The sequence below is a fragment of the Streptomyces sp. NPDC030143 genome (assembly GCF_055573695.1).
Genome location: NZ_JBVIAY010000014.1, coordinates 150736 through 176100 on the forward strand (window position 1 = coordinate 150736; position 25365 = coordinate 176100).

Annotated in this window: 24 protein-coding genes; 13 read left to right on the top strand and 11 right to left on the bottom strand. The window is 73.0% G+C overall.

The annotated features are described in order from the left end of the window. Window positions 1–159: 159 nt before the first annotated feature. A complete protein-coding gene (locus tag ACZ4YY_RS23820) occupies window positions 160–1077 on the top strand; it encodes a Bax inhibitor-1/YccA family protein (protein ID WP_468293583.1) in 918 nt (305 codons plus the stop codon). A 153-nt stretch (window positions 1078–1230) separates the two neighbouring features. On the opposite strand, the gene ACZ4YY_RS23825 is transcribed toward ACZ4YY_RS23820, so the two are convergent. Further along, entirely contained in the window at window positions 1231–1458 is a 228-nt protein-coding gene (locus tag ACZ4YY_RS23825; RefSeq protein WP_468293586.1) for a DUF4287 domain-containing protein, read from the bottom strand. Between the two features lie 103 nt (window positions 1459–1561). Between ACZ4YY_RS23825 and ACZ4YY_RS23830 the strand changes: the two genes are divergently transcribed. Then, window positions 1562–1873 (top strand): hypothetical protein, encoded by a 312-nt coding sequence (locus ACZ4YY_RS23830; protein WP_468293589.1) that lies wholly within the window; start codon window positions 1562–1564, stop codon window positions 1871–1873. A gap of 15 nt (window positions 1874–1888) precedes the next feature. Here the strand turns inward: ACZ4YY_RS23830 and ACZ4YY_RS23835 are convergent, their stop codons facing one another. From ACZ4YY_RS23835 to ACZ4YY_RS23845, 3 genes are all read right to left on the bottom strand, one after another. After that, window positions 1889–2680, bottom strand: coding sequence for a hypothetical protein (locus ACZ4YY_RS23835; protein WP_468293592.1), 792 nt, complete (start codon window positions 2678–2680; stop codon window positions 1889–1891). Between the two features lie 280 nt (window positions 2681–2960). After that, window positions 2961–4178 carry an acetyl-CoA C-acetyltransferase gene (locus ACZ4YY_RS23840; protein ID WP_468293595.1) on the bottom strand — a complete coding sequence of 406 codons (1218 nt, stop codon included), beginning with the start codon at window positions 4176–4178 and terminating at the stop codon, window positions 2961–2963. A 166-nt stretch (window positions 4179–4344) separates the two neighbouring features. Continuing rightward, complete coding sequence (locus ACZ4YY_RS23845) at window positions 4345–5382, bottom strand: SGNH/GDSL hydrolase family protein (protein ID WP_468293597.1); 1038 nt, start codon at window positions 5380–5382, stop codon at window positions 4345–4347. A gap of 149 nt (window positions 5383–5531) precedes the next feature. Between ACZ4YY_RS23845 and ACZ4YY_RS23850 the strand changes: the two genes are divergently transcribed. Beyond that, window positions 5532–6920: a cystathionine beta-synthase gene (locus ACZ4YY_RS23850; protein ID WP_468293599.1), complete on the top strand. Its 1389-nt coding sequence runs from the start codon at window positions 5532–5534 to the stop codon at window positions 6918–6920. 717 nt (window positions 6921–7637) lie between these two features. Further along, a complete protein-coding gene (locus ACZ4YY_RS23855) occupies window positions 7638–8138 on the top strand; it encodes a DUF6924 domain-containing protein (RefSeq protein WP_468293602.1) in 501 nt (166 codons plus the stop codon). Here ACZ4YY_RS23855 and ACZ4YY_RS23860 read toward each other — a convergent pair. After that, window positions 8056–8487 carry a hypothetical protein gene (locus ACZ4YY_RS23860; protein ID WP_468293605.1) on the bottom strand — a complete coding sequence of 144 codons (432 nt, stop codon included), beginning with the start codon at window positions 8485–8487 and terminating at the stop codon, window positions 8056–8058. The two genes, ACZ4YY_RS23855 and ACZ4YY_RS23860, sit on opposite strands and share 83 nt — an antisense overlap. A 192-nt stretch (window positions 8488–8679) precedes the next feature. On the opposite strand from ACZ4YY_RS23860, the gene ACZ4YY_RS23865 reads away from it, so the two are divergent. Together ACZ4YY_RS23865 and ACZ4YY_RS23870 are read left to right on the top strand one after the other, a co-directional pair. After that, window positions 8680–9546, top strand: coding sequence for a MurR/RpiR family transcriptional regulator (locus ACZ4YY_RS23865; protein WP_468293608.1), 867 nt, complete (start codon window positions 8680–8682; stop codon window positions 9544–9546). Between the two features lie 157 nt (window positions 9547–9703). Beyond that, complete coding sequence (locus ACZ4YY_RS23870; protein ID WP_468293611.1) at window positions 9704–10288, top strand: hypothetical protein; 585 nt, start codon at window positions 9704–9706, stop codon at window positions 10286–10288. 350 nt (window positions 10289–10638) lie between these two features. On the opposite strand, the gene ACZ4YY_RS23875 is transcribed toward ACZ4YY_RS23870, so the two are convergent. The 4 genes from ACZ4YY_RS23875 to ACZ4YY_RS23890 are packed head-to-tail and all read right to left on the bottom strand — an operon-like array spanning window position 10639 to window position 12768. Further along, the gene (locus tag ACZ4YY_RS23875; RefSeq protein WP_468293614.1) at window positions 10639–11013 is read right to left on the bottom strand and encodes a roadblock/LC7 domain-containing protein; all 375 of its coding nucleotides are present in this window, start codon (window positions 11011–11013) and stop codon (window positions 10639–10641) included. Between the two features lie 15 nt (window positions 11014–11028). Continuing rightward, window positions 11029–11520, bottom strand: coding sequence for a roadblock/LC7 domain-containing protein (locus ACZ4YY_RS23880; protein WP_468293617.1), 492 nt, complete (start codon window positions 11518–11520; stop codon window positions 11029–11031). A 34-nt stretch (window positions 11521–11554) separates the two neighbouring features. Further along, complete coding sequence (locus ACZ4YY_RS23885) at window positions 11555–12379, bottom strand: transcriptional regulator (RefSeq protein ID WP_468293620.1); 825 nt, start codon at window positions 12377–12379, stop codon at window positions 11555–11557. After that, complete coding sequence (locus ACZ4YY_RS23890; protein ID WP_468293622.1) at window positions 12376–12768, bottom strand: hypothetical protein; 393 nt, start codon at window positions 12766–12768, stop codon at window positions 12376–12378. The genes ACZ4YY_RS23885 and ACZ4YY_RS23890 overlap by 4 nt, the downstream gene beginning before the upstream one ends. Window positions 12769–13350: 582 nt before the next feature. Here ACZ4YY_RS23890 and hutU point away from each other — a divergent pair. From hutU to hutI, 4 genes are all read left to right on the top strand, one after another. Beyond that, window positions 13351–15015: a urocanate hydratase gene (gene hutU, locus ACZ4YY_RS23895; RefSeq protein ID WP_468293624.1), complete on the top strand. Its 1665-nt coding sequence runs from the start codon at window positions 13351–13353 to the stop codon at window positions 15013–15015. A 401-nt stretch (window positions 15016–15416) separates the two neighbouring features. Further along, window positions 15417–16619: an allantoate amidohydrolase gene (locus tag ACZ4YY_RS23900; protein WP_468293627.1), complete on the top strand. Its 1203-nt coding sequence runs from the start codon at window positions 15417–15419 to the stop codon at window positions 16617–16619. Further along, entirely contained in the window at window positions 16616–17965 is a 1350-nt protein-coding gene (locus tag ACZ4YY_RS23905; protein WP_468293630.1) for a formimidoylglutamate deiminase, read from the top strand. Before ACZ4YY_RS23900 ends, ACZ4YY_RS23905 begins: the two co-directional genes overlap by 4 nt. A 47-nt stretch (window positions 17966–18012) precedes the next feature. Beyond that, a complete protein-coding gene (gene hutI / locus ACZ4YY_RS23910; RefSeq protein WP_468293633.1) occupies window positions 18013–19188 on the top strand; it encodes an imidazolonepropionase in 1176 nt (391 codons plus the stop codon). 210 nt (window positions 19189–19398) lie between these two features. Here the strand turns inward: hutI and ACZ4YY_RS23915 are convergent, their stop codons facing one another. Both ACZ4YY_RS23915 and ACZ4YY_RS23920 read right to left on the bottom strand, forming a co-directional pair. Further along, the gene (locus tag ACZ4YY_RS23915; protein WP_468293636.1) at window positions 19399–20457 is read right to left on the bottom strand and encodes a DMT family transporter; all 1059 of its coding nucleotides are present in this window, start codon (window positions 20455–20457) and stop codon (window positions 19399–19401) included. A 287-nt stretch (window positions 20458–20744) separates the two neighbouring features. After that, window positions 20745–21662, bottom strand: a complete 918-nt coding sequence (locus ACZ4YY_RS23920; RefSeq protein ID WP_468293638.1) for an RNA polymerase sigma factor SigF — start codon at window positions 21660–21662, stop codon at window positions 20745–20747. Between the two features lie 238 nt (window positions 21663–21900). Between ACZ4YY_RS23920 and ACZ4YY_RS23925 the strand changes: the two genes are divergently transcribed. From ACZ4YY_RS23925 to serS, 3 genes are all read left to right on the top strand, one after another. Beyond that, window positions 21901–22290 (top strand): STAS domain-containing protein, encoded by a 390-nt coding sequence (locus tag ACZ4YY_RS23925; protein WP_468293641.1) that lies wholly within the window; start codon window positions 21901–21903, stop codon window positions 22288–22290. Between the two features lie 405 nt (window positions 22291–22695). Further along, complete coding sequence (locus ACZ4YY_RS23930) at window positions 22696–23178, top strand: ATP-binding protein (protein WP_468293644.1); 483 nt, start codon at window positions 22696–22698, stop codon at window positions 23176–23178. 377 nt (window positions 23179–23555) lie between these two features. Then, window positions 23556–25247: a serine--tRNA ligase gene (gene serS / locus ACZ4YY_RS23935; protein ID WP_468293647.1), complete on the top strand. Its 1692-nt coding sequence runs from the start codon at window positions 23556–23558 to the stop codon at window positions 25245–25247. The last annotated feature ends 118 nt before the right edge of the window (window positions 25248–25365 follow it).

Here is a 25365-nt window from a genome sequence, read left to right on the forward strand (position 1 = left end):
GGTCATGAATGAGTCCGCCCGCTGGCGGGAATCAGGGAGCCACGTACCGTGTTGCGCAGCACGACGAGGGAAAGATCCTCCCCAAGCACTAGGGTCAATCCTTTGCCTACCTATTACTCTTGATGCCAAGGCCATGCTGTGTGGCCATGGAGGAGTGAAATGAGGAGCAGAAACCCGGTCTTCTCGCGACGGGGGTTCAGCCGCGACAACGGCTACGCGGGCTTCAACGCCGCGCCGCAGGCCGGGGGTCCCGCTGTCGGCACGCAGCAGGGCAACCCGTACGCGCAGGGCGGCAACCCGTACGCCCAGCCGGCCGGCAACCCCTACGCGCAGAACCCTTACGCCCAGCAGGACGCGCAGTACGGCGCCCCGCAGGCCCCGGTCACCACCGGTGCGATGACCATCGACGACGTGGTCACGCGCACCGCGACGACGCTCGGCACCGTGGTCTTCACGGCCGTCCTGTCGTGGCTGCTGCTGCCCGTCGACGAGGCCAACCTCGGCAAGTCCTACGGCATCGCCGTCGGCGCCGGTCTGGTCGCGATGGTCCTGGCGCTCGTCCAGTCCTTCAAGCGCCGTCCGTCGCCCGCGCTGATCCTGTCGTACGCGGCCCTCGAGGGCGTGTTCCTCGGTGTGATCTCCAGCGCCGTGTCGACGTACATCGCCGACGGCGTCGTCGCCCAGGCCGTGCTCGGCACGATGGCGGTCTTCGCCGGTGTGCTCGTGGCCTACAAGGCGGGCTGGATCCGCGTCAACCGCCGCTTCTACGGCTTCGTCATGGCCGCCGCGCTCGGCTTCGTCCTGCTGATGGCCGTGAACCTGCTGTTCACCGTCTTCGCCGGTGGCGACGGGCTCGGCTTCCGCAGCGGCGCCCTCGGCATCGTGTTCGGTGTCATCGGCATCATCCTCGGTGCCTGCTTCCTCGCCCTGGACTTCAAGCAGGTCGAGGACGGCATCGCCTACGGCGCCCCGCGCGAGGAGGCCTGGCTCGCGGCCTTCGGTCTCACGCTGACGCTGGTGTGGATCTACATGGAGTTCCTGCGACTCCTGGCGATCCTCCAGGGCGGCGACGACTAGGACACCGCGCCGGGCGGTCCACCGCCCGGGCACGGACGATGACCACGCAAGGGCCCCGGGATCCCCGGGGCCCTTCGTCATGTCCGTGGTCGTTGCGTGGGTCAGGTCGTGTCGTGGGTCGGGTCCGTGCGGAGGGTCGTCCTCCGAGCGCGCCTAGCGCAGTTTGCGCGCGGCCCTCCTCAGGTCGTACTCGTGGATGATCGCCTTGGCGTGGCCGTACGCGAGGTTGTGCTCGTGGCGCAGCCAGCTGACCTTCTCCTCGAAGCGGAGAGCGGGGCCTTCGTCGACGGTGCGCAACCAGTCGGAGATGGCACGACCGGTGCACTGGGGGATGCGGGCGAGCAGGTTGCGATGGGTCTCCTCGGAGAAGACTTGGGACATCGGCGCCTCCGGACGCAATGGGGTGTAAGCCGGTCCTTCAGGTCACCGTGCCTGAGCGTTCGCCCGTTGGCAACAGTCCCGGTGCGGCGCGTACGCTCACCGCGTGGTTGATACGACGCCTCTTACCCGTGCGGTGGATCACTTCGCCGATCGCCTTCGGGCGGCCCCACAGAGTCGGTTGCAGAGAGGTGCCGCCGCGGAGGCGCTGGCGCTGGCCAGGGAGTTGGCGCTGCGGACCCAGCGGATCGAGGACCCCTCCGGGGAACCGAGGGTGATGCCGGACGCCGGGATGTTCGCCGCCGCCGACCAGATCACCGTCGCCGTGCACGACCTCGCCCTCGTCCTGCGGGACGAGAGCGAGGTCGAGGAAGCGGTACGGCTCGTGGAGGAGGCGCAGAAACGCGCCGGCGTGTGAGGGCCGGTCCGGCGGTCAGAAGCTCGCTATGACCCGGTCGGCGAGGATGTAGACGTTCTCCTCGCCGCACGCGAACGTCAGCGTGTACGCGCCGGAGATGCCCGAGCCGCCCAGCAGGTACGGCGTCTCGCCCGCCGTCAGGGCGCTCGCGAGGCGTTCGGCGGTCTCGCGGTGGCCCGGTGTCATGCACAGCGTGGTGCCGTCGGCGAAGACGTAGACGTCGAGGGTGCCGAGCGGGCCGGGCCGCACGTCGGTCAGTTCGGTCCGGGCGGCGGCCAGGTCCTCCAGGGCGGTGACCGTGCGCTCGTGGTCGTTGACCACCGGCGACTGCACGGGCACGAAGTCCGGGTGGGAGGGGTGCCGGCGGCGCGCTGCGGCCAGCTCCGGGGACTCCCCGGCGAACTCGTCGAGGTCCGCGGTCGGCTCGCTCACCGGCTCCAGCGGCTCCAGGCCCGTGAAGTCGGTCTGTCGGGGCAGGAACAGCTCGCTGTCCGGCAGGCCCAGCAGGGAGGGCGTGTCGGAGGCGTCACGGGCCTCCTGGGCGGCCCAGAAGGCCCGCGCCTCGGCCAGCTCCCGCTCCCGCTCCTCGGCCAGCGCCCCGGCCACCGCGGCGCGTATCTCGTCCGCGTCGGCCGTGGTGCGGGCTGCGGGCACCAGTCCGTGCGTCCGGGCGGCCTGGTGGTCGGCGAGCCGGGTGTGCAGGGCGGCGACCTGCCGGCGCAGCTGCAGGAGGGTGCGCAGGACGGCGACGCCCACGGCACCGGTGGCGGCCGTGGTGACCAGCAGGGCGATCGGCATGGCGCTCACTGACGTACTCCCGGTTCAAAGTCGACCCCCCGACTTCCTACATCAGCTTGAAGGGCGGACTATCCAGCTGTCAGTGCGTAACGTCACGAAACGGACGGGGACATGGGTCCGGGGTCCGGTGACGAAACGGCTCTGAACTGGGATTTCCCTGCGGCGAGGGAGATAGGTCACATCCTGGGGGAAATTCGATCACAAAACGGCCCGGAGTCCAGGGGTTTTCCGGACTCCGGGCCGTCGGCTCACCGTCGGTGCCGCGACGGCTACCGTGAGGTGCGGTCGGTCAGCTGAGGCGCTCGATCACCATCGCCATGCCCTGGCCGCCGCCCACGCACATCGTCTCCAGACCGAACTGCTTGTCGTGGAACTGGAGGGAGTTGATGAGCGTGCCGGTGATCCGGGCGCCGGTCATGCCGAAGGGGTGGCCGACGGCGATGGCGCCGCCGTTGACGTTCAGCTTGTCGAGGTCGATGCCGAGGTCGCGGTAGGAGGGGATCACCTGCGCGGCGAACGCCTCGTTGATCTCGACCAGGTCGATGTCGTCGATGGTCAGACCGGCGCGGCGCAGGGCCTGGTTGCTCGCCTCGACCGGGCCGAGGCCCATGATCTCCGGGGAGAGGCCGGAGACGCCGGTGGAGACGATCCGGGCCAGCGGGGTCAGCCCGAGCTCGCGGGCCTTGGTGTCGCTCATGATGACGACCGCGGCGACGCCGTCGTTCAGGGGGCAGCAGTTGCCCGCCGTGACCATGCCGTCGGGGCGGAAGACCGGCTTCAGGCCGGCCACGCCCTCCAGGGTGACGCCGGCGCGCGGGCCGTCGTCCTTGCTGACGACCGTGCCGTCGGGGAGCGTCACCGGGGTGATCTCGCGCTCCCAGAAGCCGTTCTTGATGGCTTCCTCGGCGAGGTTCTGGGAGCGGACGCCGAACTCGTCCATGTCCTGGCGGGTGATGCCCTTGGCGCGGGCGAGGTTCTCGGCGGTCTGGCCCATCGCGATGTACGGGTCGGGCAGCAGGCCGTCCTCGCGCGGGTCGTGCCAGGTGGTGCCCTCCTGCTGGGCGACCTCGGCGGTGCGGGCCTCGGCGTCGGCGAAGAGCGGGTTGCGCCCGCTCGGCATGTCGGAGGTGCCGTTGGCGTAGCGGGAGACCATCTCGACGCCGGCCGAGATGAAGACGTCGCCCTCGCCGGCCTTGATGGCGTGCAGGGCCATGCGGCTGGTCTGGAGCGAGGAGGAACAGTAACGGGTGATCGTGCAGCCGGGCAGGTGGTCCATGCCCATCTGCACGGCGACGATCCGGCCGAGGTTGTGGCCCTGCTCGCCGCCGGGAAGACCGCAGCCGAGCATCAGGTCGTCGATGTCCCTCGGGTCCAGCTCGGGGACCTTGGCGAGGGCCGCCTGGATGATGGTGGCGGTCAGGTCGTCCGGGCGCAGGTCCTTGAGGGAGCCCTTGCCGGCGCGGCCGATGGGGGAGCGGGCGGTCGAGACGATGACGGCTTCGGGCATCACGGCTCCATTGGCGTACGGGGAACTTCTGTCTGCGTGGCTGGTTGGGAAGTTACCTGTCCGTATGGTCCTGGTCACGGGGAGCGTGGTGTGACCCTGACCGCAGTTTCCAAGCGCTTGCTTTTCTCGGGGGCGCACTCCCGACGGGCCGGGCCGCGCGGACCCCTCACTGACCGGCGCCCGACGGGGACACCGAGGTGGTCTCCGGCTCGGGGACCCGGCGCCGACGGCGGCGCTTGAGCAGTGCCCACGGGCCCCGCGGCCCCGTCGGCATCGCCGCCGTGACCTCCGTGCCGGCCTCGGACGCGGCCTCCGCCGCCGCCCGTGCCACCGGCAGGAAACCCTCGCGGCGGGAGACGTCCGGGCGCTCCTCCTCGGCCGGCCACAGCCCGAGGGCGGCGCAGACCGTGGGCAGGACCGCCATCGCGGCCGTCGCGTACCCCTCAGCCGAGGGGTGGTAGTGGTCGGGGCCGAACAGCTCGCGGGGGTTCGCCTCGAACTCGGGGCCCAGCAGGTCGCCCAGAGACACCGTGCGACCGCCCTGCTCGACGACGCCGATCGTCTGGGCGGCCGCCAGCTGGCGGGAGGCGCGTCTGGCCAGCCAGCGCAGGGGCTGGCCCACCGGTTCGAGGGTGCCCAGGTCGGGACAGGTGCCCACGACCACCTCGGCACCGGCCGTCCGCAGCCGCCGGACCGCCGACGACAGGTGGCGCACCGAGCGGGTGGGGGGCATGCGGTGGGTGACGTCGTTCGCGCCGATCATGATCACGCATACGTCGGGCACCCGGTCGGTGTGGCCGAGGACCAGGGTGACCTGCCGGTCGAGGTCGTCGGACTGGGCGCCGGGCAACGCCACGTTGCGCAGCTTCACCGGGCGCTCCGCCACGGCCGCGAGCCCGGAGGCCAGCAGCGCGCCCGGGGTCTGGCCCGCCCGGTGGACACCCTGCCCGGCGGCCGTGGAGTCGCCGAGCAGTGTCAGCCGCAGCGCCTCCACGCCGGGTGTGGTGTAGACCCGGCCGTACACGCCGTCCGCCTGCGGGACGCGGGGCTGGGCGCCGTTGCCGTTGACATGGCGCCGGGCCAGTTGCGCCTCCGTCAGCAGCAGTCCGACGACCGCCGCCCCGGCCAGGCCGATCCCGCCGCCGCCGTAGGCCGCGCCGGCCGCGATGCGCCGGGCCACCCGTGCCCTGGACATGCTCGTCATGCCTCGCCGCCACCTCCTCGTGTCCGTACACCCACTCCTTGCCCCGTACGGACCGTCGGCCAATCTCAACCGGAAGTGAACGTCACGGCCGGGCCGTAGGCTGGCGGGACCACTACGACCACTGTTTTTGCAAGCAACCGGAGACAACGGTGCAATTCCACGACTCGATGATCAGCCTCGTCGGCAACACCCCGCTGGTGAAGCTCAACCACGTCACGCAGGGCATCCGGGCGACCGTCCTGGCCAAGGTGGAGTACTTCAACCCCGGTGGTTCCGTGAAGGACCGCATCGCCCTGCGCATGATCGAGGCGGCCGAGCAGAGCGGGGAGCTCAAGCCCGGCGGCACCATCGTCGAGCCGACCAGCGGCAACACCGGTGTGGGGCTCGCCATCGTCGCGCAGCAGAAGGGGTACAAGTGCATCTTCGTGTGCCCCGACAAGGTGAGCACCGACAAGATCAACGTACTGCGGGCGTACGGCGCCGAGGTCGTCGTCTGCCCCACGGCCGTCGACCCCGAGCACCCCGACTCGTACTACAACGTCTCCGACCGGCTGGTGCGCGAGACGCCGGGCGCGTGGAAGCCCGACCAGTACTCCAACCCCAACAACCCGCTCTCCCACTACCACTCCACGGGCCCCGAGCTGTGGGAGCAGACGGAGGGGAGGATCACCCACTTCGTGACGGGCGTCGGCACCGGCGGCACCATCTCCGGCACCGGCCGCTACCTGAAGGACGTCAGCGACGGCGCGGTGAAGGTCATCGGCGCCGACCCCGAGGGTTCCGTCTACTCGGGCGGCTCCGGGCGGCCCTACCTCGTCGAGGGCGTCGGTGAGGACTTCTGGCCGAGCGCCTACGACCGGACCGTCGCCGACGAGATCGTGCCGGTCTCCGACAAGGACTCGTTCCAGATGACCCGCCGGCTGGCCAAGGAGGAGGGGCTGCTGGTGGGCGGCTCCTGCGGCATGGCCGTCGTCGCCGCGCTGCGGGTCGCCGAGCGGCTCGGGCCGGACGACGTCGTGGTCGTGCTGCTGCCCGACAGCGGCCGCGGGTACCTCTCGAAGATCTTCAACGACGAGTGGATGGCCGACTACGGCTTCCTGGAGGACGAGGGCCCCAGCGCGCGCGTCGCCGACGTCCTCAACGACAAGGTGGCCGGCGCCATCCCGTCCCTCGTCCACATGCACCCGGACGAGACCGTCGGCCAGGCCATCGAGGTGCTGCGCGAGTACGGCGTCTCGCAGATGCCGGTCGTCAAGCCGGGCGCCGGACACCCGGACGTCATGGCGGCGGAGGTCGTGGGATCCGTCGTGGAGCGCGAGCTGCTCGACGCCCTGTTCAACAAGAGGGCCTCGCTGGAGGACCCGTTGGAGAAGCACATGTCCGCCCCGCTGCCGCAGGTCGGCTCGGGCGAGCCGGTCGGCGACCTGATGTCCGTGCTGGGTACGGCCGACGCGGCGATCGTCCTCGTCGAGGGCAAGCCCACCGGCGTCGTCAGCCGCCAGGACCTGCTCGCCTTCCTCGCCAAGGGCGGGAAGTAGCTTCCGGGGTCCGGGAGCCGAACCTCCGGGAAACATGCGGTGAATCGCCCGTTCGGGCGGCGAACTTCCGTTTGCCCACCGAAGCGGTGGACTTCGCGGAAGTGGTACGAGCGCGTCACGTGCGCGCAGCACACGCTTAACACGGGTCCGGCACATTGGAGGTGTCGGCAGGCGGTGGAAGTACCTCCCAGGCGGTGAACGCCGGGGGAGACGCCCCGCCCCGCCGGCACCGAAACGGCGTCACGGACCTCCGGAGCGGCTCCCGGACCTCCACAGGCGCCACGGACGCGAGCGCCGGCCTGACCCGGACCGCGTCCCTCGCGGGGACCGCCGTCGTCCCGCCCCCCGGTGACGGGGGTGCGGCGGTCCCCGCGCACACTCCCCCTCACGCCCCACGCCCCCGGCGGGCTGAACCGCCGCCGCGCTCGCGGCCGTGCCCGCCCGCGGGCGGGAGTTCTCGGGTGCCGGTGGCGGCCTTGGCCGCCGGTGGGATTCGTCCCTCAGCGGTGGTGGGCCTCGTCGCCCGTCGGTGGGGTTCCTCGGTGCCGGTGGGGTTCCTCGGGCCGGTGGCGGCTTTGTGCGCCTGCCGGTGGGGCTCTTCAGCGCTGGTGTCGGCCGTCGTCGCCGGTGGGGTTTCTCCGTCGCCGGCGGACATGGCATGTCCCGTCCCCCTCCGCCGACGGGCCTTGTAGCCTTCCGGCCGCCTAGCATCGCCGTATGGCTCTGCCCCGACCCGATGAACTGACCTCGCTCGTCCTGCGCACCGACTTCACGGACGACTCGGCGTGGGACGCCCTGCGGGAGGTGTACGGAGCCGGTGCGACCTGCGTCGGCGACGTCCGGTTCGCCGGCGTCGGCATCGGGGACCTGATCGCCGAGGACAACGCCGCCGAAGAGGGCGAGCAGCTCACCCACCTCTTCCTCGCCGACACCGTCGCCCTGACCGGCGCGGAGCACCGCCTGCTCGCCCTCTCGCTCGACGACGAGCCCGGACGCACGGTCCGGGTGCCGCCCGAGTGGTTCGCGCGGATCTCCGCCGACCTGCGCGCGAGCGCCGGCCCGGACTTCGGCGACTACGCCGACTGCGCCGACGGGACGGGCACCTTCCGCGGCTTCGGCGTCGCAGGCCGGCCGCTCACTCCTCCCAGCCGCCGTCCCCGGTGGCCCTTCGCCGGCGGAAGAGGCCCGGATCGCTCCGGGCGGCCTGGACGACGTTGACGCCGACGATGCCCGCCCAGGCGACGAGCAGACCCGGCAGGTGGGCGGTGCCGGCACCGATCGCCGAGAGCGGGACCGCCAGCACCAGCGAGACGATGCCGAAGCCGAACCGCTCGCTCCAGGAGTCCGTCGCCCGGGGCGAACGGCTCTCCCAGGCCGCCGTCATCCGCGCCTCCGCGAACTGCCGGCGCACCCGGCGCTCCACCGCGGCGTCGATGCGCTGGTCGACCTTCTCCAGGAAGGAGTCCACCAGCGCGGTCTCGTACTCCTCGCCCAGTTCCCTGCGTGCCCGCAGGCTGGCGTCGAGGTCCTTCTTCAGCTCGGTGTCCCCTGCTTCCATTCCGGTCATGCCGTCCACGGTAGGAAGCGCCGGGCCGGGGGGCACTGGGGTTAGCCCCCCTCTCCGTACGGGGGACCGCCGACCCCGTTGGGGCGCGCCGAGCCCCGCGGGAGTCCGCAGGGCGGGACGGCCTTGCCTGGCTGTATAGCTTCATGCAGAGTTTGCGTTGAGTGAATAAGCGGCCGTGGAGGGGGAGCGGGCATGAACGGGGACAGGGACACCGCGGTGGGCGTGACGGACAGCCCCGCCGTCCGTCTGCAGGCGCTCTTCGAAGGGCACCGGCTGACGCCCACCCAGCGCCGGATCGCGCACAGCATGGTGCGACGCGCCGCCGACGTGCCGTTCCTCTCCAGCGTCGAACTCGCCGAACTGGCCGGGGTCAGCCAGCCCTCCGTCACCCGGTTCGCCGTCGCCCTCGGCTTCGACGGCTACCCGGCGCTGCGCCGCCACCTGCGCGAGGTCGCACCCGCCGAGCAGAGCGCGGACTCCGCCGCCCGCAACGAGTACCAGCAGGCCGTCGAGGCCGAGATCGAGAACCTGCGGCACCTCGCCGAGGTGCTCGCCGACCCCCGGCCCGTGCGGCGGGCCGGACGGCTGCTCGCCGCCTCCCGCCCCCTGCCCGTGCTCGGCCTGCGCGCGGCCGCCTCCCAGGCCTACGGCTTCGCGTACTTCGCCGCCAAGGTCCACCCCGACGTACGGCTGCTGCACGAGGGCGGCTCGATGCTGCACGACCGCGTCGACGCGGCCGTCCACGCCGGCGCCTCCACCCTGCTCTGCTTCGCGCTGCCCCGCCACCCCCGGGAGGTCGTCGACGCCCTCACCTACGCCAAGGAGGCGGGGCTGACGGTGGTGACGGTCGCCGACTCCGCTTTCGCACCGGTCGCCAAGGTGTCCGACCTGCTGCTGCCGGCGGCCGTCGGCACCGGGCTCGCCTTCGACACCGCGTGCGCGCCGATGCTGCTGGGGCGGGTGCTGCTGGAGGCGATGTGCGACGACCTGCCGGACGCGCAGGCCCGGCTGGAGGAGTTCGACACGAAGGCGGCGGCGGGCGGGCTGTTCGTCGACTGAGCGTCGCGTCTTCGGCCGTGTGGTCTTCGGCCGTGTCGTCTTCGGCCCGACCGAGGGGGTGGGCGCCCGTGGGTGTTCTCAGATTCGTCTCACGTTCGCTCGCTAGTCTGCTCGACCACCCACACGGAGGGGTGTCGAGACGACGAGGAGGCGGAGCGTGGCACGCGGAGGTCAGGGACTGGCTCGGGTGGCCGTCGTCGTACGGGCCGGGGCCGCGCCCCTGTGGTGGCTCGGGGTGTTGGCGGCGGGCATCGGCGTTCTGGTGCCGGGCGTCACCGGGCGGCGGATCGGGGTGACGGCCGGGGCGGCGCTGTTCGTGGTCGTGACCGCGGTGGTGGCGCTGGCGCGACGCAGGCGGTACACCGCCCTTGCCCGCGCGGCGGTCCGCGCGGGCAAGCACGACGTGCTCCAGGACCGGGCGGTCACCGTCCGCACCTGGCGACGTGGCCACCGCTGGTGGCTGCTGCTCGCCTTCGCCGCCGCGCTGGGCAGCGCGTTCGCCGTGCCCGCCGCCGGCGGCATGGCGCTCGCCGCGGGCGGTGCGGGGCTGTGGCTGAAGGCCGCCTGGCTCGGCCGGCGCGAGCGGACCCAGGACGCTCTGCTGTGGGTGCGCGTCGACTGGCTGGGCCGGTACGGCGGACGCCCGGCCGGCAAGGCCGTCAAGGCGTACCGCGGCACCGGCGTCGCGGCGGGCGACGCGACCCCGGGCGGAGCGCGCCGCCGCACCGCGGCGTTGGTCTGAGAGGGGTCCTTGCCCTGTGAGCGCCTGATCGGGCCGCGTGGTCCGGCGCCGTGCGGCGCGAGGCGCCGGAGAGCCCTGGTAGCTCCGCTACCAGGGCTCTCCGGCAACGCGGCGAGGTGCGGTACCAGCCGCGCGGGCCAGGCGGGCACAGGGCAAAGACCCCCTGAGGCCTGTTTCGGCAAGAGCGTCCTCCGCCCGGAGGGCGGGGCCCGTGGCGTCCGGTGCGGCGCACCGCGAGGCGGAGGGTGGCCCGCGTACTTGGTGTGCGCGGACGACCCCGACAACGCGGCGAGGCGCCGTGCCGGGCGTCGCGGGCCGGACGTGACTCTCGCAACACGCCCCAGGGCCGGTCAGACCTCCAGGTCCTCCTCGATCCTCCTCAACTGGTGGCGGGCCATCGCCAGATTGGCCCGCTTGGCATCCAGGACGAGGTACAGGAAGAGACCGTTGCCGCCGCGCCCGCTGATCAGACGGATCAGGTGGTACTGGTCGGACAGCGTGATCAGGATGTCCTCGATCTGCGCCTTGAGCCCCAGGTGCTCCATGGTGCGCATCTTGGCGCGCACCACGTCGGTGTTGCCGGCGGCGGCGACGTTGAGGTCGAAGCTCTTGCCGCCGCCCAACGTGCCCAGCGCCATGCCGCTGGTGTAGTCGACGAGTGCGACGCCGGTGGCGCCCTCGATGGAGGCCAGCGCTTCCTTCAGCGCGGTTTCGGTGTTGGCCATGAGTATGGGTTCCTCTCAACTTTCCGTGGTGGTGCGCGCGTTGGTGGTGGCTGTGGTGCGCGCCGTTCGTGTGCGTGCGGGGGTCTTCGCCGGGGACCGTGCGGCGGCCTGGTCGCGGACCGGGCCGGCCCGGCGTTCCGTCGCGTCGACGAGCGCTCCGATGCGCACCCCGGCCCGCCGGCCCTCCAGGTGCAGCCGGCCGACGTTGACCCGGTCCTGCGCGAGCACCGTCAGCACGGCGCTCTCCCCGGCCGCGTACGTCGCGACGTAGCCGTCCACGCCGCGCACGAGCAGCTCGCGGAAATCGCCCCGGCCGGTGGTGTCGGTCATCCGTACGGCGACCGCGAGGGTTGTCGCGGTGAGCGCGGCCACGCCCTCCGGTTCGACGCCGGGAGTGTCGTGGGCGAGGACCAGGCCGTCCACGCCCGCCGCGAGCGCCCCGGTCAGCTGCGGCACCCGGGCCCGCAGCCGCCTGAGCTCGTCGAGGATCTCCGGCTCGGCGGCCATCAGCTCTCTCCTCCCAGCGTGCGGTCGCTGCCGTTCAAAGGGCCTCCAGCGCATCCCTGAGCCTCTTCAGCAACGTGATGTCGGGGTCGTTGACCCGGGGCAGCCCCAGGTCGGGCGCCGGCTGTGGTGCGGGCGGCGGGAACTGCGCCGTCACCAGCCCCGCCGCCGCCAGCCGGCGGACGTCCGCCAGGGTGGGGAAGGCCCGCCGGCCCAGCTCCCGGGCGATGTCCGACGCGGTGCGCACCCCGTCGACCAGCGCCAGCACGCCGCGCTGCCGGGCGGTGAGCGAGGCCACGTCGACCGGGCCGGCGCGCAGCAGCGGCGCGCTGTCCGGCAGCGGGTCGGGCCACAGGCGGTGCAGCAGCTCGCGCCGGCGCAGCGTCTCGCGCTCCAGCGCGTCGACCGGGACCGGCCGCAGCGCTCCGAACCAGTGGCCGGTGCCGTACCGGAAGTGCCCGGGGGAGCTGCTGGGGGAGAGGGCGAAGTAGGCGGCGTCGTACAGCGCCCCCAGGTGGCACAGCTCCAGCGCGCCCCGCCCGATCGGGCCGGCGTCCAGCAGCAGACGGGCGGTGCCCCGCTCCTGGTCGGCCTGCTCGACCGCCTGCCACCACAGCGAGGCGTCGAGCGTGCCGTGCGCGGACAGCAGCACCTCCAGACCGGGCGCCAGCGGGCTGTCCGCGTACACCACCCGTCCCTCGACGAGGTGCAGGGAGCCGCGCTCGCGCTCCAGGACGCCGGTGGCTCCCTCGGCCGCGAGCCGCGTCAGCATCGGCGAGACGCCGCCGCCCGCGCGGTCCCGGGCCACCGTTGTGTCCCGCACCGGCAGCCGGGGCGGCGGGGTCGTCCCCACGACGGTCATCCCAGTACCAGCCGTCCGGCCATCTCGCCCAGCCGGATGCGGGCCAGGGCGAGATTGCCGTCCGACCGGCCCAGCCACACGTGCAGGAACACGCTGCTGTCGAAGGATGTCGGGACGAACCGCAGCACGTGGTAGCTGTCCCGGTTGCTGATGATCAGGTCCTCGACCGGGGGGTCCGCGGCCTCCTCCCCGTCCTCGGGGGTGAACGCCCGCTGTTCGGCCGTGAGCCGCGCGACCTCCGCGGCCTCGGCGGCCGCCGCCTCGTGGTCACCGCCCGGGAACTCCCCGACCGTGCCCAGGGCCAGCCCGCTGGTCCAGTCGACCAGCGCGGCTCCCCGGGCCCCGGGCAGCCGCATGGCCTCCAGTAGACACTCGTCGATTCCGGGCACCGTTGGCTCCCCTCCCGCCTGCGGTTCGGCTGAGTGAGGGAGACGCTACGCAACGTGTGCGCGAGGAGTGAGGCTTCTGGCATTTTCCAGCGGAACATGCGCAGAGTGACTAGGGTGGGTCGGCTGGTCCCCCAACAGGCCCCGCCCCCACGCCTGTTCAACACCGAGTGCGCGGGTGCACGTCAACGGCGCGGGAAGGGCCTCGGGGTGGTGAGGCGCGATTGCGTGCGCCCCCCTTGCCGGGTGACGTCGGACGTCCCCCTGCCGATGTCGGCGCCGTCACGCCGTTGACTTCGGCGCCGCCCCCTTGTCGGGGTCGGTGTCGTCCCTGTGCGGAGATCGGTGGCGCCCCCGTGCGGAGGTTCGTGTCGCCCTCGCGTGGAGGTTCGTGTCGCCCTCGTGTGGAGATCGGTGGTGCCCCCGTGCGGAGGTTCGTGTCGCCCCTGGCGACGTCCGCGTCCTTTTCCCTGCGCCGTCTGCTCTGCCCCCTTCGCCGTATTGACTAGCTCTATTCAGAGGTTCAGGATGTGAATAACAGTCGCAACATCCGCCGGGACCATCCCGTCCGCAAGGAGGCAGACCATGTCAGGACCCCGCCCCGTACGAGCGCCGCGCGGTACGGAACTGAGCGCCCTGGGATGGCAGCAGGAAGCCGCCCTGCGGATGCTCCAGAACAACCTCGACCCCGAGGTGGCCGAACACCCCGACAAGCTCGTCGTCTACGGCGGCACCGGCAAGGCGGCGCGTGACTGGCGGTCCTTCGACGCGATGGTGCGCACCCTGCGGACGCTGAAGCAGGACGAGACCATGCTCGTGCAGTCCGGCCGCCCGGTGGGCGTGATGCAGACCCACGAGTGGGCGCCGCGCGTCCTCATCGCCAACTCCAACCTCGTCGGCGACTGGGCGACCTGGGAGGAGTTCCGCCGTCTGGAGGCCCTCGGCCTGACCATGTACGGCCAGATGACCGCCGGTTCCTGGATCTACATCGGCACCCAGGGCATCCTCCAGGGCACCTACGAGACCTTCGCCGCCGTCGCCGCGAAGAAGTTCGGCGGCTCCCTCGCCGGCACCATCACCCTCACCGCCGGACTCGGCGGCATGGGCGGCGCCCAGCCCCTCGCCGTCACCATGAACGACGGCGTGGCGCTCTGCATCGACTGCGACCCGCGGGCCATCGAGCGCCGCATCGAGCACCGCTACCTGGACGTGCGGGCCGACTCCCTGGAGCACGCGCTGCAGTTGGCCGTGGAGGCCCGGGACCAGCGCAGGCCCCTCTCCATCGGCGTCCTCGGCAACGCCGCCGACCTCGTCCCGCAACTGCTCGCCATGGGCGCCCCCATCGACATCGTCACCGACCAGACCTCGGCGCACGACCCGCTGTCCTACCTGCCGTCCGGCGTCGCCTTCGAGGACATGGCGTCGTACGCCACCAAGGACCCGGCCGGTTTCACCACCCGTGCCCGGGAGTCGATGGCGCGCCACGTCGAGGCGATGGTCGGTTTCCTGGACGCCGGCGCCGAGGTCTTCGACTACGGCAACTCCATCCGCGGCGAGGCCCGACTCGCCGGATACGACCGGGCGTTCGCCTTCCCCGGCTTCGTCCCCGCCTACATCCGGCCCCTCTTCTGCGAGGGCAAGGGACCCTTCCGGTGGGCGGCCCTGTCCGGCGACCCCGCCGACATCGCCAAGACCGACAAGGCGATCCTGGAACTGTTCCCCGAGAACGAGTCCCTCGCCCGCTGGATCAAGCTGGCCGGCGAACGCGTCCACTTCCAGGGCCTGCCCGCCCGCATCTGCTGGCTCGGCTACGGCGAACGCGACAAGGCGGGCGAGCGGTTCAACGACATGGTCGCCAGTGGTGAGCTGGCCGCTCCGCTGGCCATCGGACGTGACCACCTCGACTGCGGTTCGGTGGCCTCCCCCTACCGGGAGACCGAGGCCATGCTCGACGGCTCCGACGCGATCGCCGACTGGCCGCTGCTGAACGCCATGGTGAACGTCGCCTCCGGCGCGTCCTGGGTGTCCCTGCACCACGGCGGCGGGGTCGGCATGGGGCGGTCCATCCACGCCGGACAGGTGACGGTGGCCGACGGCACGAAGCTGGGCGGCGAGAAGATCCGGCGCGTGCTGACCAACGACCCCGGGATGGGCGTCATCCGGCACGTCGACGCCGGATACGACACCGCCGAGTCGGTCGCCGACGAGCGGGGTGTGCGGGTACCGATGCGCGAGGGTGACACGGCGTGAACACAGGCGGTGATCTTCCGGCGGGCGGCGGGAGCCTTCCGGAGGGTGGCGAGGGTCCGGCGTCGGGTGGCGTGAGTTCGTCAGTGGGTGACAGGGCCCCGGCGGCGGGCGGCGGGAGCCTCCCGGCGGGTGGTGGGGCCCCGGCGTCGGGTGGTGCGAGTTCGTCGGCCGTGGGCGGGGAAGCCCACCGGGCGGGAGATGGCGTCCGCTCGGCGCCAGACGCCCACTCGGCGGTCGGCTCAGCCCACTCGGCGGGCGGCGCGGACCGTGCGGTGGGTGGCGCGGACCACTCGGCGGGCGGCACGGACCGTGCGGTGGATGTCGGGGCCCCGACGGCGGGTGCCGGTGCTGTCGGGGCCCCGACGGCGGGTGCCGGTGCTGTCGGGGACTCCTTCCACCGGATGTGGCGGGACCTGCTCCCCCTGGGCCGGCACTCCTCCTCCGGCGGCTACCGGCGTTTCGCCTGGACCTCCGCCGACGCCGACTGCCGGGCCTGGTTCGAGGAGCAGGCCGCGGTGCGCGGGCTCGTCCACGAGGTCGACCGCAACGGCAACCAGTGGGCCTGGCTCGGCGACCCCACCGCCGGGGACGCCGTCGTCACGGGATCGCATCTCGACTCCGTGCCCGACGGCGGGGCCTTCGACGGCCCGCTCGGCGTCGTGTCCGCCTTCGCCGCGCTGGACGAGCTGCGCGGGCGCGGCGCGCGGTTCACCCGGCCCCTCGCCCTCGTCAACTTCGGCGACGAGGAAGGGGCCCGCTTCGGGCTCGCCTGCGTCGGCTCCCGGCTGGCCGCGGGTCACCTCACCGTCGCACAGGCCCACCGACTGACCGACGGGGACGGGGTGACCCTCCCGCGCGCCATGGAGGCCGCCGGGTACGACCCCGACGCGATCGGCCCCGACCCCGAGCGGCTCGCCCGGATCGGCGCCTTCGTCGAACTGCACGTCGAGCAGGGGCGCGCCCTCGACCTCAGCGGCGACCGGGTCGGCGTGGCCAGCGCCATCTGGCCGCACGGCCGCTGGCGGTTCGACTTCCGGGGCGAGGCCAACCACGCCGGCACCACCCGGCTGGAGGACCGGCGCGACCCGATGCTGAGCTACGCCGAGACCGTCCTCGCCGCGCGGCGGGAGGCCCGGCTCGCCGGTGCCGTCGCCACCTTCGGCAAGATCGCCGTCGAACCGAACGGCGTCAACGCGATCCCCTCCCTGGTGCGCGGCTGGCTCGACTCCCGCGCCGCCGACCAGACCACCCTGGACACGGTGGTCGACGGTGTGGAGCGGGCCGCCCGCGAGTACGCCGCCGCGCACGGCGTCGAGCTGGACGTCGTCCGTGAGTCGTTCACCCCGGTCGTCGAGTTCGACCACGCCCTGCGTGACGAGATCGCCCGCATCCTCGGCAAGGAGACCGACCTGACGGTCCCCGTGCTCGGCACCGGGGCCGGACACGACGCCGGGATCCTGTCCGGAACCATCCCGACCGCCATGCTGTTCGTGCGCAACCCCACCGGCGTCTCGCACTCCCCGGCCGAGTCCGCCGCCGAGGACGACTGCGTCGCCGGGGTGCTCGCACTCGCCGACGTACTGGAAGGGCTGGCCTGCACGTGACCCCCACGCAGCGGACACGGACGTACTGGCTCGAGCACGCCTGGCTCGACACCCACGTCGAGCCGGGCGTCGCCCTCGAGGCCACCGACGGCCGCATCACCGCCCTGCGCCCGGACACCCCCGCCCCGCCGCCCGGCGCGGAGGTGCTGCGCGGCCTGACCCTGCCCGGCCTGGCGAACGCCCACAGCCACGCCTTCCACCGGGCCCTGCGCTCCACCGTCCAGGTCGGCTCCGGCACCTTCTGGACCTGGCGGGAGGTCATGTACGCGGTCGCCGACCGGCTCACGCCCGACACCTACCACGCCCTCGCCCGCGCGGTGTACGCCGAGATGGCCCTCGCCGGCATCACGGCCGTAGGTGAGTTCCACTACGTGCACCACGCCCCCGGCGGACACCCCTACGCCGACCCCAACGCGATGGGCGAGGCCCTGATCGAGGCCGCCGCCGAAGCCGGCATCCGCATCACCCTCCTCGACACCGCCTACCTGTCCTCCGGCTTCGGACAGCCGCCCGACGCCCACCAGCTCCGCTTCTCCGACGGCACCGCCGACGCCTGGGCCGAACGCTGTTCACTTCTCAAGGAACGGGATCACGCACGGATCGGGGCGGCCGTCCACTCCGTACGGGCCGTGCCCGCCGCGCAGTTGGCGACCGTGGCGCGTTGGGCCGAGGAACACGGGGCGCCACTGCACGTGCACCTGTCCGAGCAGACCGCCGAGAACGACGCCTGCCGCGAGGCCCACGGGTGCACTCCGACGCAGCTCCTCGCCGAGCACGGCGTCCTCGGCCGGCGCACCACCGGCGTCCACAACACGCACCTCACCGACGAGGACATCGCCCTCATCGGCCGCTCCGGCACCGGCACCTGCATGTGCCCGACGACCGAACGCGACCTGGCCGACGGCATCGGGCCCGCCACAGCGCTGCAACAGGCCGGCTCACCGCTCTCCCTCGGCTCCGACAGCCACGCCATGATCGACCTGCTCGAAGAGGCCCGTGCGATGGAGCTGAACGAGCGGCTGCGCACCCGCACCCGCGGGCACTGGACGGCCGCCGCACTGCTGAGGGCCGCCTCCGCCGGCGGTCACACGGCCCTCGGCCGCCCCGACGCGGGCATCCTGGAGACCGGCGCGGCCGCCGACTTCACGACCATCGCGCTCGACTCTGTCAGGACGGCGGGACCGCTGCCCCGGCTCGGCGCCGAGACGGCCGTCTTCGCGGCGACCGCGGCGGACGTACGGCACACGGTCGTCGCGGGCCGGCACGTGGTGCGCGACGGCGCCCACACGCTCGTCCCCGACGTGCCGCAGGCCCTCGCGCGGGCCGTGGCAGCCCTGCGCGGCTGACCGCCGGCCCCTCCACCCCCACCTGCCCCGTCACCCACGAGGACACGATGAGCAGCAGCACCGTCATCACCAACATCGCCACGCTGGTCACCAACGACCCCTCCCTCGGTGACGGCTCCCCCCTCGGACTGGTCCGGGACGCGGCCGTCGTCATCGACGGCGACCGCGTCGCGTGGACCGGTGAATCCAGCAAAGCACCCGCCACTGACAATCGGGTCGACGCCGGCGGCCGCGCGGTCCTGCCGGGCTTCGTCGACTCCCACTCGCACCTGGTCTTCGCGGGCGACCGGACGGAGGAGTTCAACGCGCGGATGTCCGGCCGCGGCTACACGGCGGGCGGCATCCGCACCACCGTCGCCGCGACCCGCGCCGCCACGGACCGGGAACTCGAGGCCAACCTCACCCGTTACCTCGCCGAGGCGCTGCGCCAGGGCACGACCACCTTCGAGACCAAGTCCGGCTACGGTCTGACGGTCGCCGACGAGGCCCGCGCGCTGCGCCTGGCCGCCCGCCACACCGACGAGGTCACCTACCTCGGCGCCCACATCGTCCCCGCCGACTTCGCCGACGACCCGGCCGCCTACGTCGCGCTGGTCACCGGCGAGATGCTCGACGCCTGCGCCCCCCACGCCCGCTGGATCGACGTCTTCTGCGAGAAGGGCGCCTTCGACGGCGACCAGGCCCGCGCGATCCTCACGGCGGGCAGGGCCAGGGGCCTGCACCCCCGCATCCACGCCAACCAGCTCTCCTACGGGCCCGGCGTGCAGCTCGCCGTCGAACTCGACGCCGCCAGCGCCGACCACTGCACCCATCTGACCGACGACGACGTGGACGCGCTCGCGAACGGCGACACCGTCGCCACGCTGCTGCCCGGCGCGGAGTTCTCCACCCGCGCCGAGTGGCCGGACGCCCGCCGCCTCCTCGACGCCGGTGTCACCGTCGCCCTGTCCACCGACTGCAACCCGGGTTCGTCGTTCACGTCGTCCGTCCCGTTCTGCATCGCGCTCGCGGTCAGGGACATGCGGATGACCCCGGACGAGGCGGTGTGGTCGGCGACGGCGGGCGGGGCGGCGGCCCTGCGCCGGGACGACATCGGCCGCCTGTCCCCGGGCGCCTACGCCGACCTGACCCTCCTCGACGCCCCCAGCCACGTCCACCTGGCCTACCGCCCGGGCGTCCCGCTGGTGTCGCAGGTGTGGCGACGGGGAGTACGGCTGACCTGACCCGACCTGACCTGACCCCGGATCCATACCCGGCCTCGGAACCGGACCCGCCTTCGATGAACCCGGACCCGACCCCCACCCGGCTCCGGGCCCGACCCCCATCGCCCCGGACCGGCCTCGGCCCCGGACCCGGAAAACCTGGATCCGGTCCCCGACCACCTCCCGGGCCCGGACCCGGCCCCCAATTCCGCCCCGCGACCCAAAGCCGGATCAGGCCCCGGCCTCGGACCCCACTTCGGCCCCGGACCCGGACCCCACTTCGGCCCCGGACCCGGACCCCACTCCGGCCCCGGACCCGGGCGTCCCCCCGGGTGTGAGGTGGCGTTCCCGCTCGTCCCCGCGGGCGGGTTCCGTCCCGCGCTCGCGCTCGCGCCCGTGGTCCGCCACCGCCCGGCCCCACCCCGTTCCGACGAGGACGAGGGCCGCGCCCGCCAGGCCCCACCACCCCGGGCGGTCCCCGGCGAGGACGATGCCGACGACCGCCGCCCACACCGGCTCCGTGCCCAGCAGCAGGCTGACCCGCGAGGGGGAGGTCCGGCGGACCGCCCACATCTGTACGAAGAACGCGAACAGCGTGCAGAAGACCGAGAGGTAGACCAGCCCCAGCCAGTCCCCGGCGTCGAAGGCGGCCGCGGCGGCCCACGGTGAGGCGCCGGTCCCCGGCACCGCCGCCAGCACCGCGAACACGGCCACCGCGCCGCCCAGCTGGACCGTCGTCAGCGACAGCGCGTCCGCACCCCGCACCGACTCCATCCGCGCCATGGCCAGGACGTGCACCGTGCGGGCCACGGCCGCCGCCAGCATGAGCAGATCGCCGAGGGACGGGGCGGTGAAGCCCGCGCCCTGTGTCAGCAGCGCCACGCCGAGCACCGACAGGCCCGCGGCGGCGAGGAACGACCCGGGCAGCCGCACCCCGCGCGCCCGGCTGTCCGCGAGCGGCGTGAACACCATGGTGAGACTGATGATCAGCCCGGCGTTCGTCGCCGAGGTGTGTACCACGCCGTACGTCTCCAGCAGGAAGATGCCGGCGAGGACCAGGCCGAGCAGACCGGCGCCGCGCAGCTGCCGGCCGCTCAGTGAGCGCAGCCGCCGCCATCCCGCGAGCACCAGCACCGGCAGTACGACGGCGAACCGCAGCACCAGCACCGCGAGGACGGTGTCCGCCGTGGTGACGCCCTTCGCGGCGAGATAGCTGGAACCCCACACCACGGCGACCAGGAGGACGGGAAGGTCGGCGAGCCGGCCGAGGCGGGCAGGGGTGACGCGCATCGGGCTCCTCATGAGCAGATGACGTGGCTGGCCCAGCGGCTCTGCTGGTCAGAGGGCTGGGCCAGAGTAATCGCCCGGGCGGGAGCCGGCCGGGGTTTTCACGATGAGGACACGGTGGGCGCCGCGGGAAGGGCCGTGCCGGCGGCGAGGAGGCCACGGCAGACCCGTGAGGGAGGGGCTGCGGCGTGCGGGCGGGCGCTCGGCACAAAGCCCGCCCGGTGAGCGGAGTCCGCTCACCGGGCGTGGCCCGCACTGGTCTTCGCAGCGGAGGTGCGCCGTCCGCCGCCTCACTCCTCCAGGGTCAGCCCCTTGCGCAGTCGCACGAGGGTGCGCGACAGCAGGCGGGAGACGTGCATCTGGGAGATGCCGAGCTCCTCGCCGATCTCCGACTGGGTCATGCCGGCGACGAAGCGGAGCGAGAGGATCTGCCGGTCCCGGGGCTGCAGCTCGGCGATCAGCGGCTTCAGCGACTCGACGTACTCGATGCCCTCGATGCCGTGGTCCTCGTAGCCGATGCGGTCGGCGAGGGCGCCCTCGGCGTCGTCCTCCTCGGGCTGGGCGTCCAGCGAGGCGGCGGTGTACGCGTTCGACGCGGCCATGCCCTCGACGACCTCCTCGTTGGAGATGCCGAGGCGTTCGGCCAGCTCCGCGACGGTGGGCGCGCGGTCGAGCTTCTGGGCCAGTTCGTCACCGGCCTTGGCGAGGTCGAGACGGAGTTCCTGGAGCCGGCGCGGGACCCGCACCGACCACGAGGTGTCGCGGAAGAACCGCTTGATCTCGCCGATGATGGTTGGCATCGCGAAGGTGGGGAACTCCACACCTCGGCTGAGCTCGAAGCGGTCGATCGCCTTGATCAGGCCGATCGTGCCGACCTGGATGATGTCCTCCATGGGCTCGCTGCGGGAGCGGAAGCGGGAGGCGGCGAACTTGACCAGGGCGAGGTTCAGTTCGACGAGGGTGTTGCGCACGTACGAGTACTCGTACGTGCCTTCCTCCAGCGACTCCAGCCGCTCGAAGAGGGTCTTGGACAGGGCCCGCGCGTCGACGGGACCGACCTCGTCGAACGGGGGGATCTCCGGGAGCCCGATGAGACCGTCGGCGGGATCGCTGTCCTGCGTGAAGGGATTCAGATGATCCGGTGGGGGTGTCGACGGCGCCCTGTGGGTATGCGGAGCGTCGAGCCGGGATGACATGATGTCCTCCATCGTTCTCGGCATATGGCTGCCGAAGCCAGTGCGTGCACTACGGTGTGCGGCGCCTCCAAAGCCGGCCGTGTCGGGTACGTGTTCCATCTAGCCCTACCCGCTTTACTCGACCGATCGCAAGTGCATTTTGTTCGATTGTGTCCGTTTGTGGGTGATTGTTCGGCTGTCGGAGTGCGTATCGAAGGCGTAGTGTTCGAGGGCGTCAGCAAGCAGTTACGACCTCGGGAGAAGAGACGGCATGGACCGCGGGACGGTCGGCAGCGCACAGTCTGGCCGGCTTCTGGTGGAGGTGCGGGAAGAGGGCTCCAGCGCCGTCGTGACCCCCGCCGGTGAGTTGGATCACCATACGGCCGATTTGTTGCGCGAGCCTCTGGAGGAGTGCCTCTCGGCGGGGCTGAGCCGGCTGGTCGTCGACTGCACCCGGTTGGAGTTCTGCGACTCCACGGGGCTCAACGTGCTGCTCGGCGCGCGCCTGAAGGCGGAGGCGGCCGGTGGCGGAGTGCATCTGGCCGGCATGCTGCCGGTGGTGGCACGGGTCTTCGAGATCACCGGGGCGGACGCCGTCTTCACCGTGCACGACACGGTCGAAGCGGCCTTGGCGGACGCCGGCGGCGACCGGGAAGGCTGACCGGTGGGCAATCGGTGGGCGACCGGCGGCACGCCTCCGGCCGTCCCGTCGGCCTGTCCGGGTCCGGACCGGGACGGTGCCCGTCCTGAGCGCCCCGCCTGCCTCGCCGGTCCCGTGAGCCCCGCCGGCCGCGGCGCCCGCGGCGGTCACCGTGCGTCACGGCACTCGTGGGTGGACGGGATGGGGCACATACGGGCGAACGGGGGGTGTTCCGCCGGTTCCGTCGGGCAGGAGAACATCCTGAACATGTCGGTGGCACAGTACGAGAAGGGGGGCGGGATGCGCAGACCGACCGTGCGGCGGTGCGTGACCGTGTGTACTGAGATGTGTGTGACTGAGTCCTTCATTGGTGAAGTTCCCCTCCGTGGGCAACGTGAACAGGTGAATCGGTGAGGTGAAGCGCTGATGAGCACCACCCGGCCTTGCTCGCCGGGCGACCGCGGCCCGGAGCCCAGCGGCGCTTCGGGGGCGTCGGCGGGTCGTCAGGTCCGCAGGCTGAGCTTCGACGGCGAGAGCGGAGTCGTTCCGCTCGCCCGCGACTTCGCCCGTCAGGCGCTGTACGCGTGGGGATGGCTGCCCGCCGCCGGCGCCGACCAGCGGGCAGCCGCCGAGGACGTGCTGCTCGTCGTCTCCGAACTGGTCACCAACGCCTGCCTGCACGCCGAGGGCCCCGACCAGCTCGTCCTCGGCTGCGACAACAAGGTCATCCGCGTCGAGGTCTCCGACCGCGGCACCGGACAACCGGCCCCCCGCACCCCGCACCGCGCGGGCCGCCCCGGTGGACACGGCATGTTCATCGTGCAGCGGCTCTGCCTGGACTGGGGGGTCGTCCGCAACCCCGGTGTCGCGGGCAAGACGGTCTGGGCGGAACTGGGCGCCCCCGCGTGAGACGGACGGCGCCGGCGGCCCTGCCGGAAATTCGTTTCTCCCCGTGCGTCGCGGGCGCCTACGCTCACCTGCAACGCGCTGACGGAGACAAGTAGCCCGGACCCCGCGAGTCGAGAGAGCCGCCGGTAGCTGGAAAGGCGGCCTCGCGCTCCGAGGCGAATCCCCTCCCGAGTGCGGGGAGGCAATGCCCCGCCGGCCGGCCCCCGTCATCGGGCCCGAACGAGACCGTCGCACGCCGTGCGGCAGCCGGGTCCGCCCGCGCACGGCACACGGCGGTGAAGGCGTGGTGGCACCGCGAGCACCCTCTCGCCCACGCCCCGAGGGGCCACCCCGGGGCGGCCACGTCCGTCCCGATCGACCGGACGGAGCGTGTTCCGGTGCTCGACGTCACCCTCATCCGCACCCATCCCGACCAGGTCCGCGAGGCGCTGCGCAAACGCGCCGTGGACTTCGACGTACCGGCCTTCCTGGCCCTGGACACCGCCTACCGCGAGGCCCGCGCGACGGTGGAACACCTGCGCGCGCAACGCAACCACCTCTCGGCCCGCATCGCGGCCCACCGCCGGGCCGGGGCGGAGGGCGGGGCCGCGGCCGCTGTTCGCCCCGGCCCTGCGCCGGACGCCGCGACCGGGGCCGGCCCCGACACCCGCCCTGCGCCCATCACGGGGAGCGCCCCGGCGCCGGACGCCGACACCGGCCCCGCGCCGGACGCCGACACCGGCCCTGCGCCGGACCCAGGCACCGGCCCCGCGCCGGACGCCGACACCGACACCGGCCCTGCACCCGACGTCGCGCGCGCGACCGGGACCGCGCCCGACACCGCCACCGAAGCCGGCCCCGACACCCGCCCTGCGCCCATCACGGGGAGCCACCCGGCGCCGGACGCCGACACCGGCCCCGCGCCGGACCCAGGCACCGGCCCCGCGCCCGCGACCGGGCCCGCGACCGACGCAGCCATCGGGGCCGGCACCGGCACCGTCCCTACCCCCGAAGACCTCCGTCGGCAGGCCGCCGATGTCGGGGTTCGGCTGGCGGGGGCCGAGGCGGAGCTCGCCCGGTTGGCCGCGCGCCATCGGGCTTTGCTCGACGGCCTGCCGAATCTGCCGGACGACGACGTGCCCGCCGGCGGGAAGGAGGCCAACGAGGTGGTCCGGGTGACCGGACTACGGCCCGCGTTCGGGTTCCGGGCGAAGGACCACGTGCGGCTCACGGAGGAACTGCGGCTGGTCGACCACCGGCGCGGCACGGCCCTCGCGGGCAGCGGGCACTGGGTCTACCGGGGGCAGGGCGCCGCCCTCGAGTGGGCGCTGCTCAACCACTTCCTCGACACGCACCGCCGGGCCGGCTACGAGTTCGTGCTGCCGCCGCACGTACTGACGTACGAGGCCGGATACACGGCGGGGCAGTTCCCCAAGTTCACCGACGAGGTCTTCGTCACCGAGCGCGGCGAGGACGGCCGGCCCGCGCGCTTCCTCCTGCCCACGGCCGAGACCGCGCTGGTGAACCTGCACCGCGGCGAGACGCTCGACGAGCGTGACCTGCCGCTCAAGTACGTGTCGTACACGCCCTGTTACCGCAGGGAGGGGGGCGCCCACCGGACGGCGGAGCGCGGCACCCTGCGCGGCCACCAGTTCAACAAGGTGGAACTCGTGCAGTTCGTCCGGCCCGAGGACTCGGAACGGGCACAGCTCGACCTCCTCGCCCGCGCCGAGGAACTGGTCACCGGGCTCGGCCTGCACCACCGCGTCACCCGGCTCGCCGCCGGGGACACCAGCCCCGCGCAGGCGAAGACGTACGACGTCGAGGTGTGGCTGCCGAGCCTCGGGGCGTACGCGGAGGTCAGCTCGGTGTCGAACGCCCGGGACTACCAGGCCCGGCGCGGCGGCATGCGCTACCGCCCGGCGGACGGCGGACGCTCGCGGTACCTGCACACCCTCAACGCCTCGGGCCTGGCCACCAGCCGGCTGCTGCCCGCCCTGCTGGAGCAGCACCAGCGGGCCGACGGGACGGTGGCCGTGCCGGAGGTGCTGCGCCGCTGGGGCCTCCCGGACGTCCTGACGGCCCCGTGACGAGCCCCGGAGGCCTTCCTGAACGGGCCACGGAGGCCCTCTGACGGCCGACGGCACGCGCGCCGGGTCCCGCGAACTCCGGCGCGCACCGTCTCTTCCTTCCTCACGGCCCCGGGCG

Excerpts from the sequence above, each read along its gene's own strand:
- ACZ4YY_RS23875 (WP_468293614.1), bottom strand. The coding sequence starts at position 11,013 with ATGGCCAACACCGAAACCGCGCTGAAGGAAGCGCTGGCCTCCATCGAG.
- ACZ4YY_RS23900 (WP_468293627.1), top strand. The coding sequence starts at position 15,417 with ATGTGGCGGGACCTGCTCCCCCTGGGCCGGCACTCCTCCTCCGGCGGC.
- ACZ4YY_RS23820 (WP_468293583.1), top strand. The coding sequence starts at position 160 with ATGAGGAGCAGAAACCCGGTCTTCTCGCGACGGGGGTTCAGCCGCGAC.
- ACZ4YY_RS23925 (WP_468293641.1), top strand. The coding sequence starts at position 21,901 with ATGGACCGCGGGACGGTCGGCAGCGCACAGTCTGGCCGGCTTCTGGTG.
- hutU (WP_468293624.1), top strand. The coding sequence starts at position 13,351 with ATGTCAGGACCCCGCCCCGTACGAGCGCCGCGCGGTACGGAACTGAGC.
- ACZ4YY_RS23920 (WP_468293638.1), bottom strand. The coding sequence starts at position 21,662 with ATGGAGGACATCATGTCATCCCGGCTCGACGCTCCGCATACCCACAGG.
- ACZ4YY_RS23885 (WP_468293620.1), bottom strand. The coding sequence starts at position 12,379 with ATGACCGTCGTGGGGACGACCCCGCCGCCCCGGCTGCCGGTGCGGGAC.
- ACZ4YY_RS23860 (WP_468293605.1), bottom strand. The coding sequence starts at position 8,487 with ATGACCGGAATGGAAGCAGGGGACACCGAGCTGAAGAAGGACCTCGAC.
- ACZ4YY_RS23930 (WP_468293644.1), top strand. The coding sequence starts at position 22,696 with ATGAGCACCACCCGGCCTTGCTCGCCGGGCGACCGCGGCCCGGAGCCC.
- ACZ4YY_RS23845 (WP_468293597.1), bottom strand. The coding sequence starts at position 5,382 with ATGACGAGCATGTCCAGGGCACGGGTGGCCCGGCGCATCGCGGCCGGC.
- ACZ4YY_RS23855 (WP_468293602.1), top strand. The coding sequence starts at position 7,638 with ATGGCTCTGCCCCGACCCGATGAACTGACCTCGCTCGTCCTGCGCACC.
- ACZ4YY_RS23880 (WP_468293617.1), bottom strand. The coding sequence starts at position 11,520 with ATGGCCGCCGAGCCGGAGATCCTCGACGAGCTCAGGCGGCTGCGGGCC.
- ACZ4YY_RS23840 (WP_468293595.1), bottom strand. The coding sequence starts at position 4,178 with ATGCCCGAAGCCGTCATCGTCTCGACCGCCCGCTCCCCCATCGGCCGC.
- ACZ4YY_RS23865 (WP_468293608.1), top strand. The coding sequence starts at position 8,680 with ATGAACGGGGACAGGGACACCGCGGTGGGCGTGACGGACAGCCCCGCC.
- hutI (WP_468293633.1), top strand. The coding sequence starts at position 18,013 with ATGAGCAGCAGCACCGTCATCACCAACATCGCCACGCTGGTCACCAAC.
- ACZ4YY_RS23825 (WP_468293586.1), bottom strand. The coding sequence starts at position 1,458 with ATGTCCCAAGTCTTCTCCGAGGAGACCCATCGCAACCTGCTCGCCCGC.
- ACZ4YY_RS23915 (WP_468293636.1), bottom strand. The coding sequence starts at position 20,457 with ATGCGCGTCACCCCTGCCCGCCTCGGCCGGCTCGCCGACCTTCCCGTC.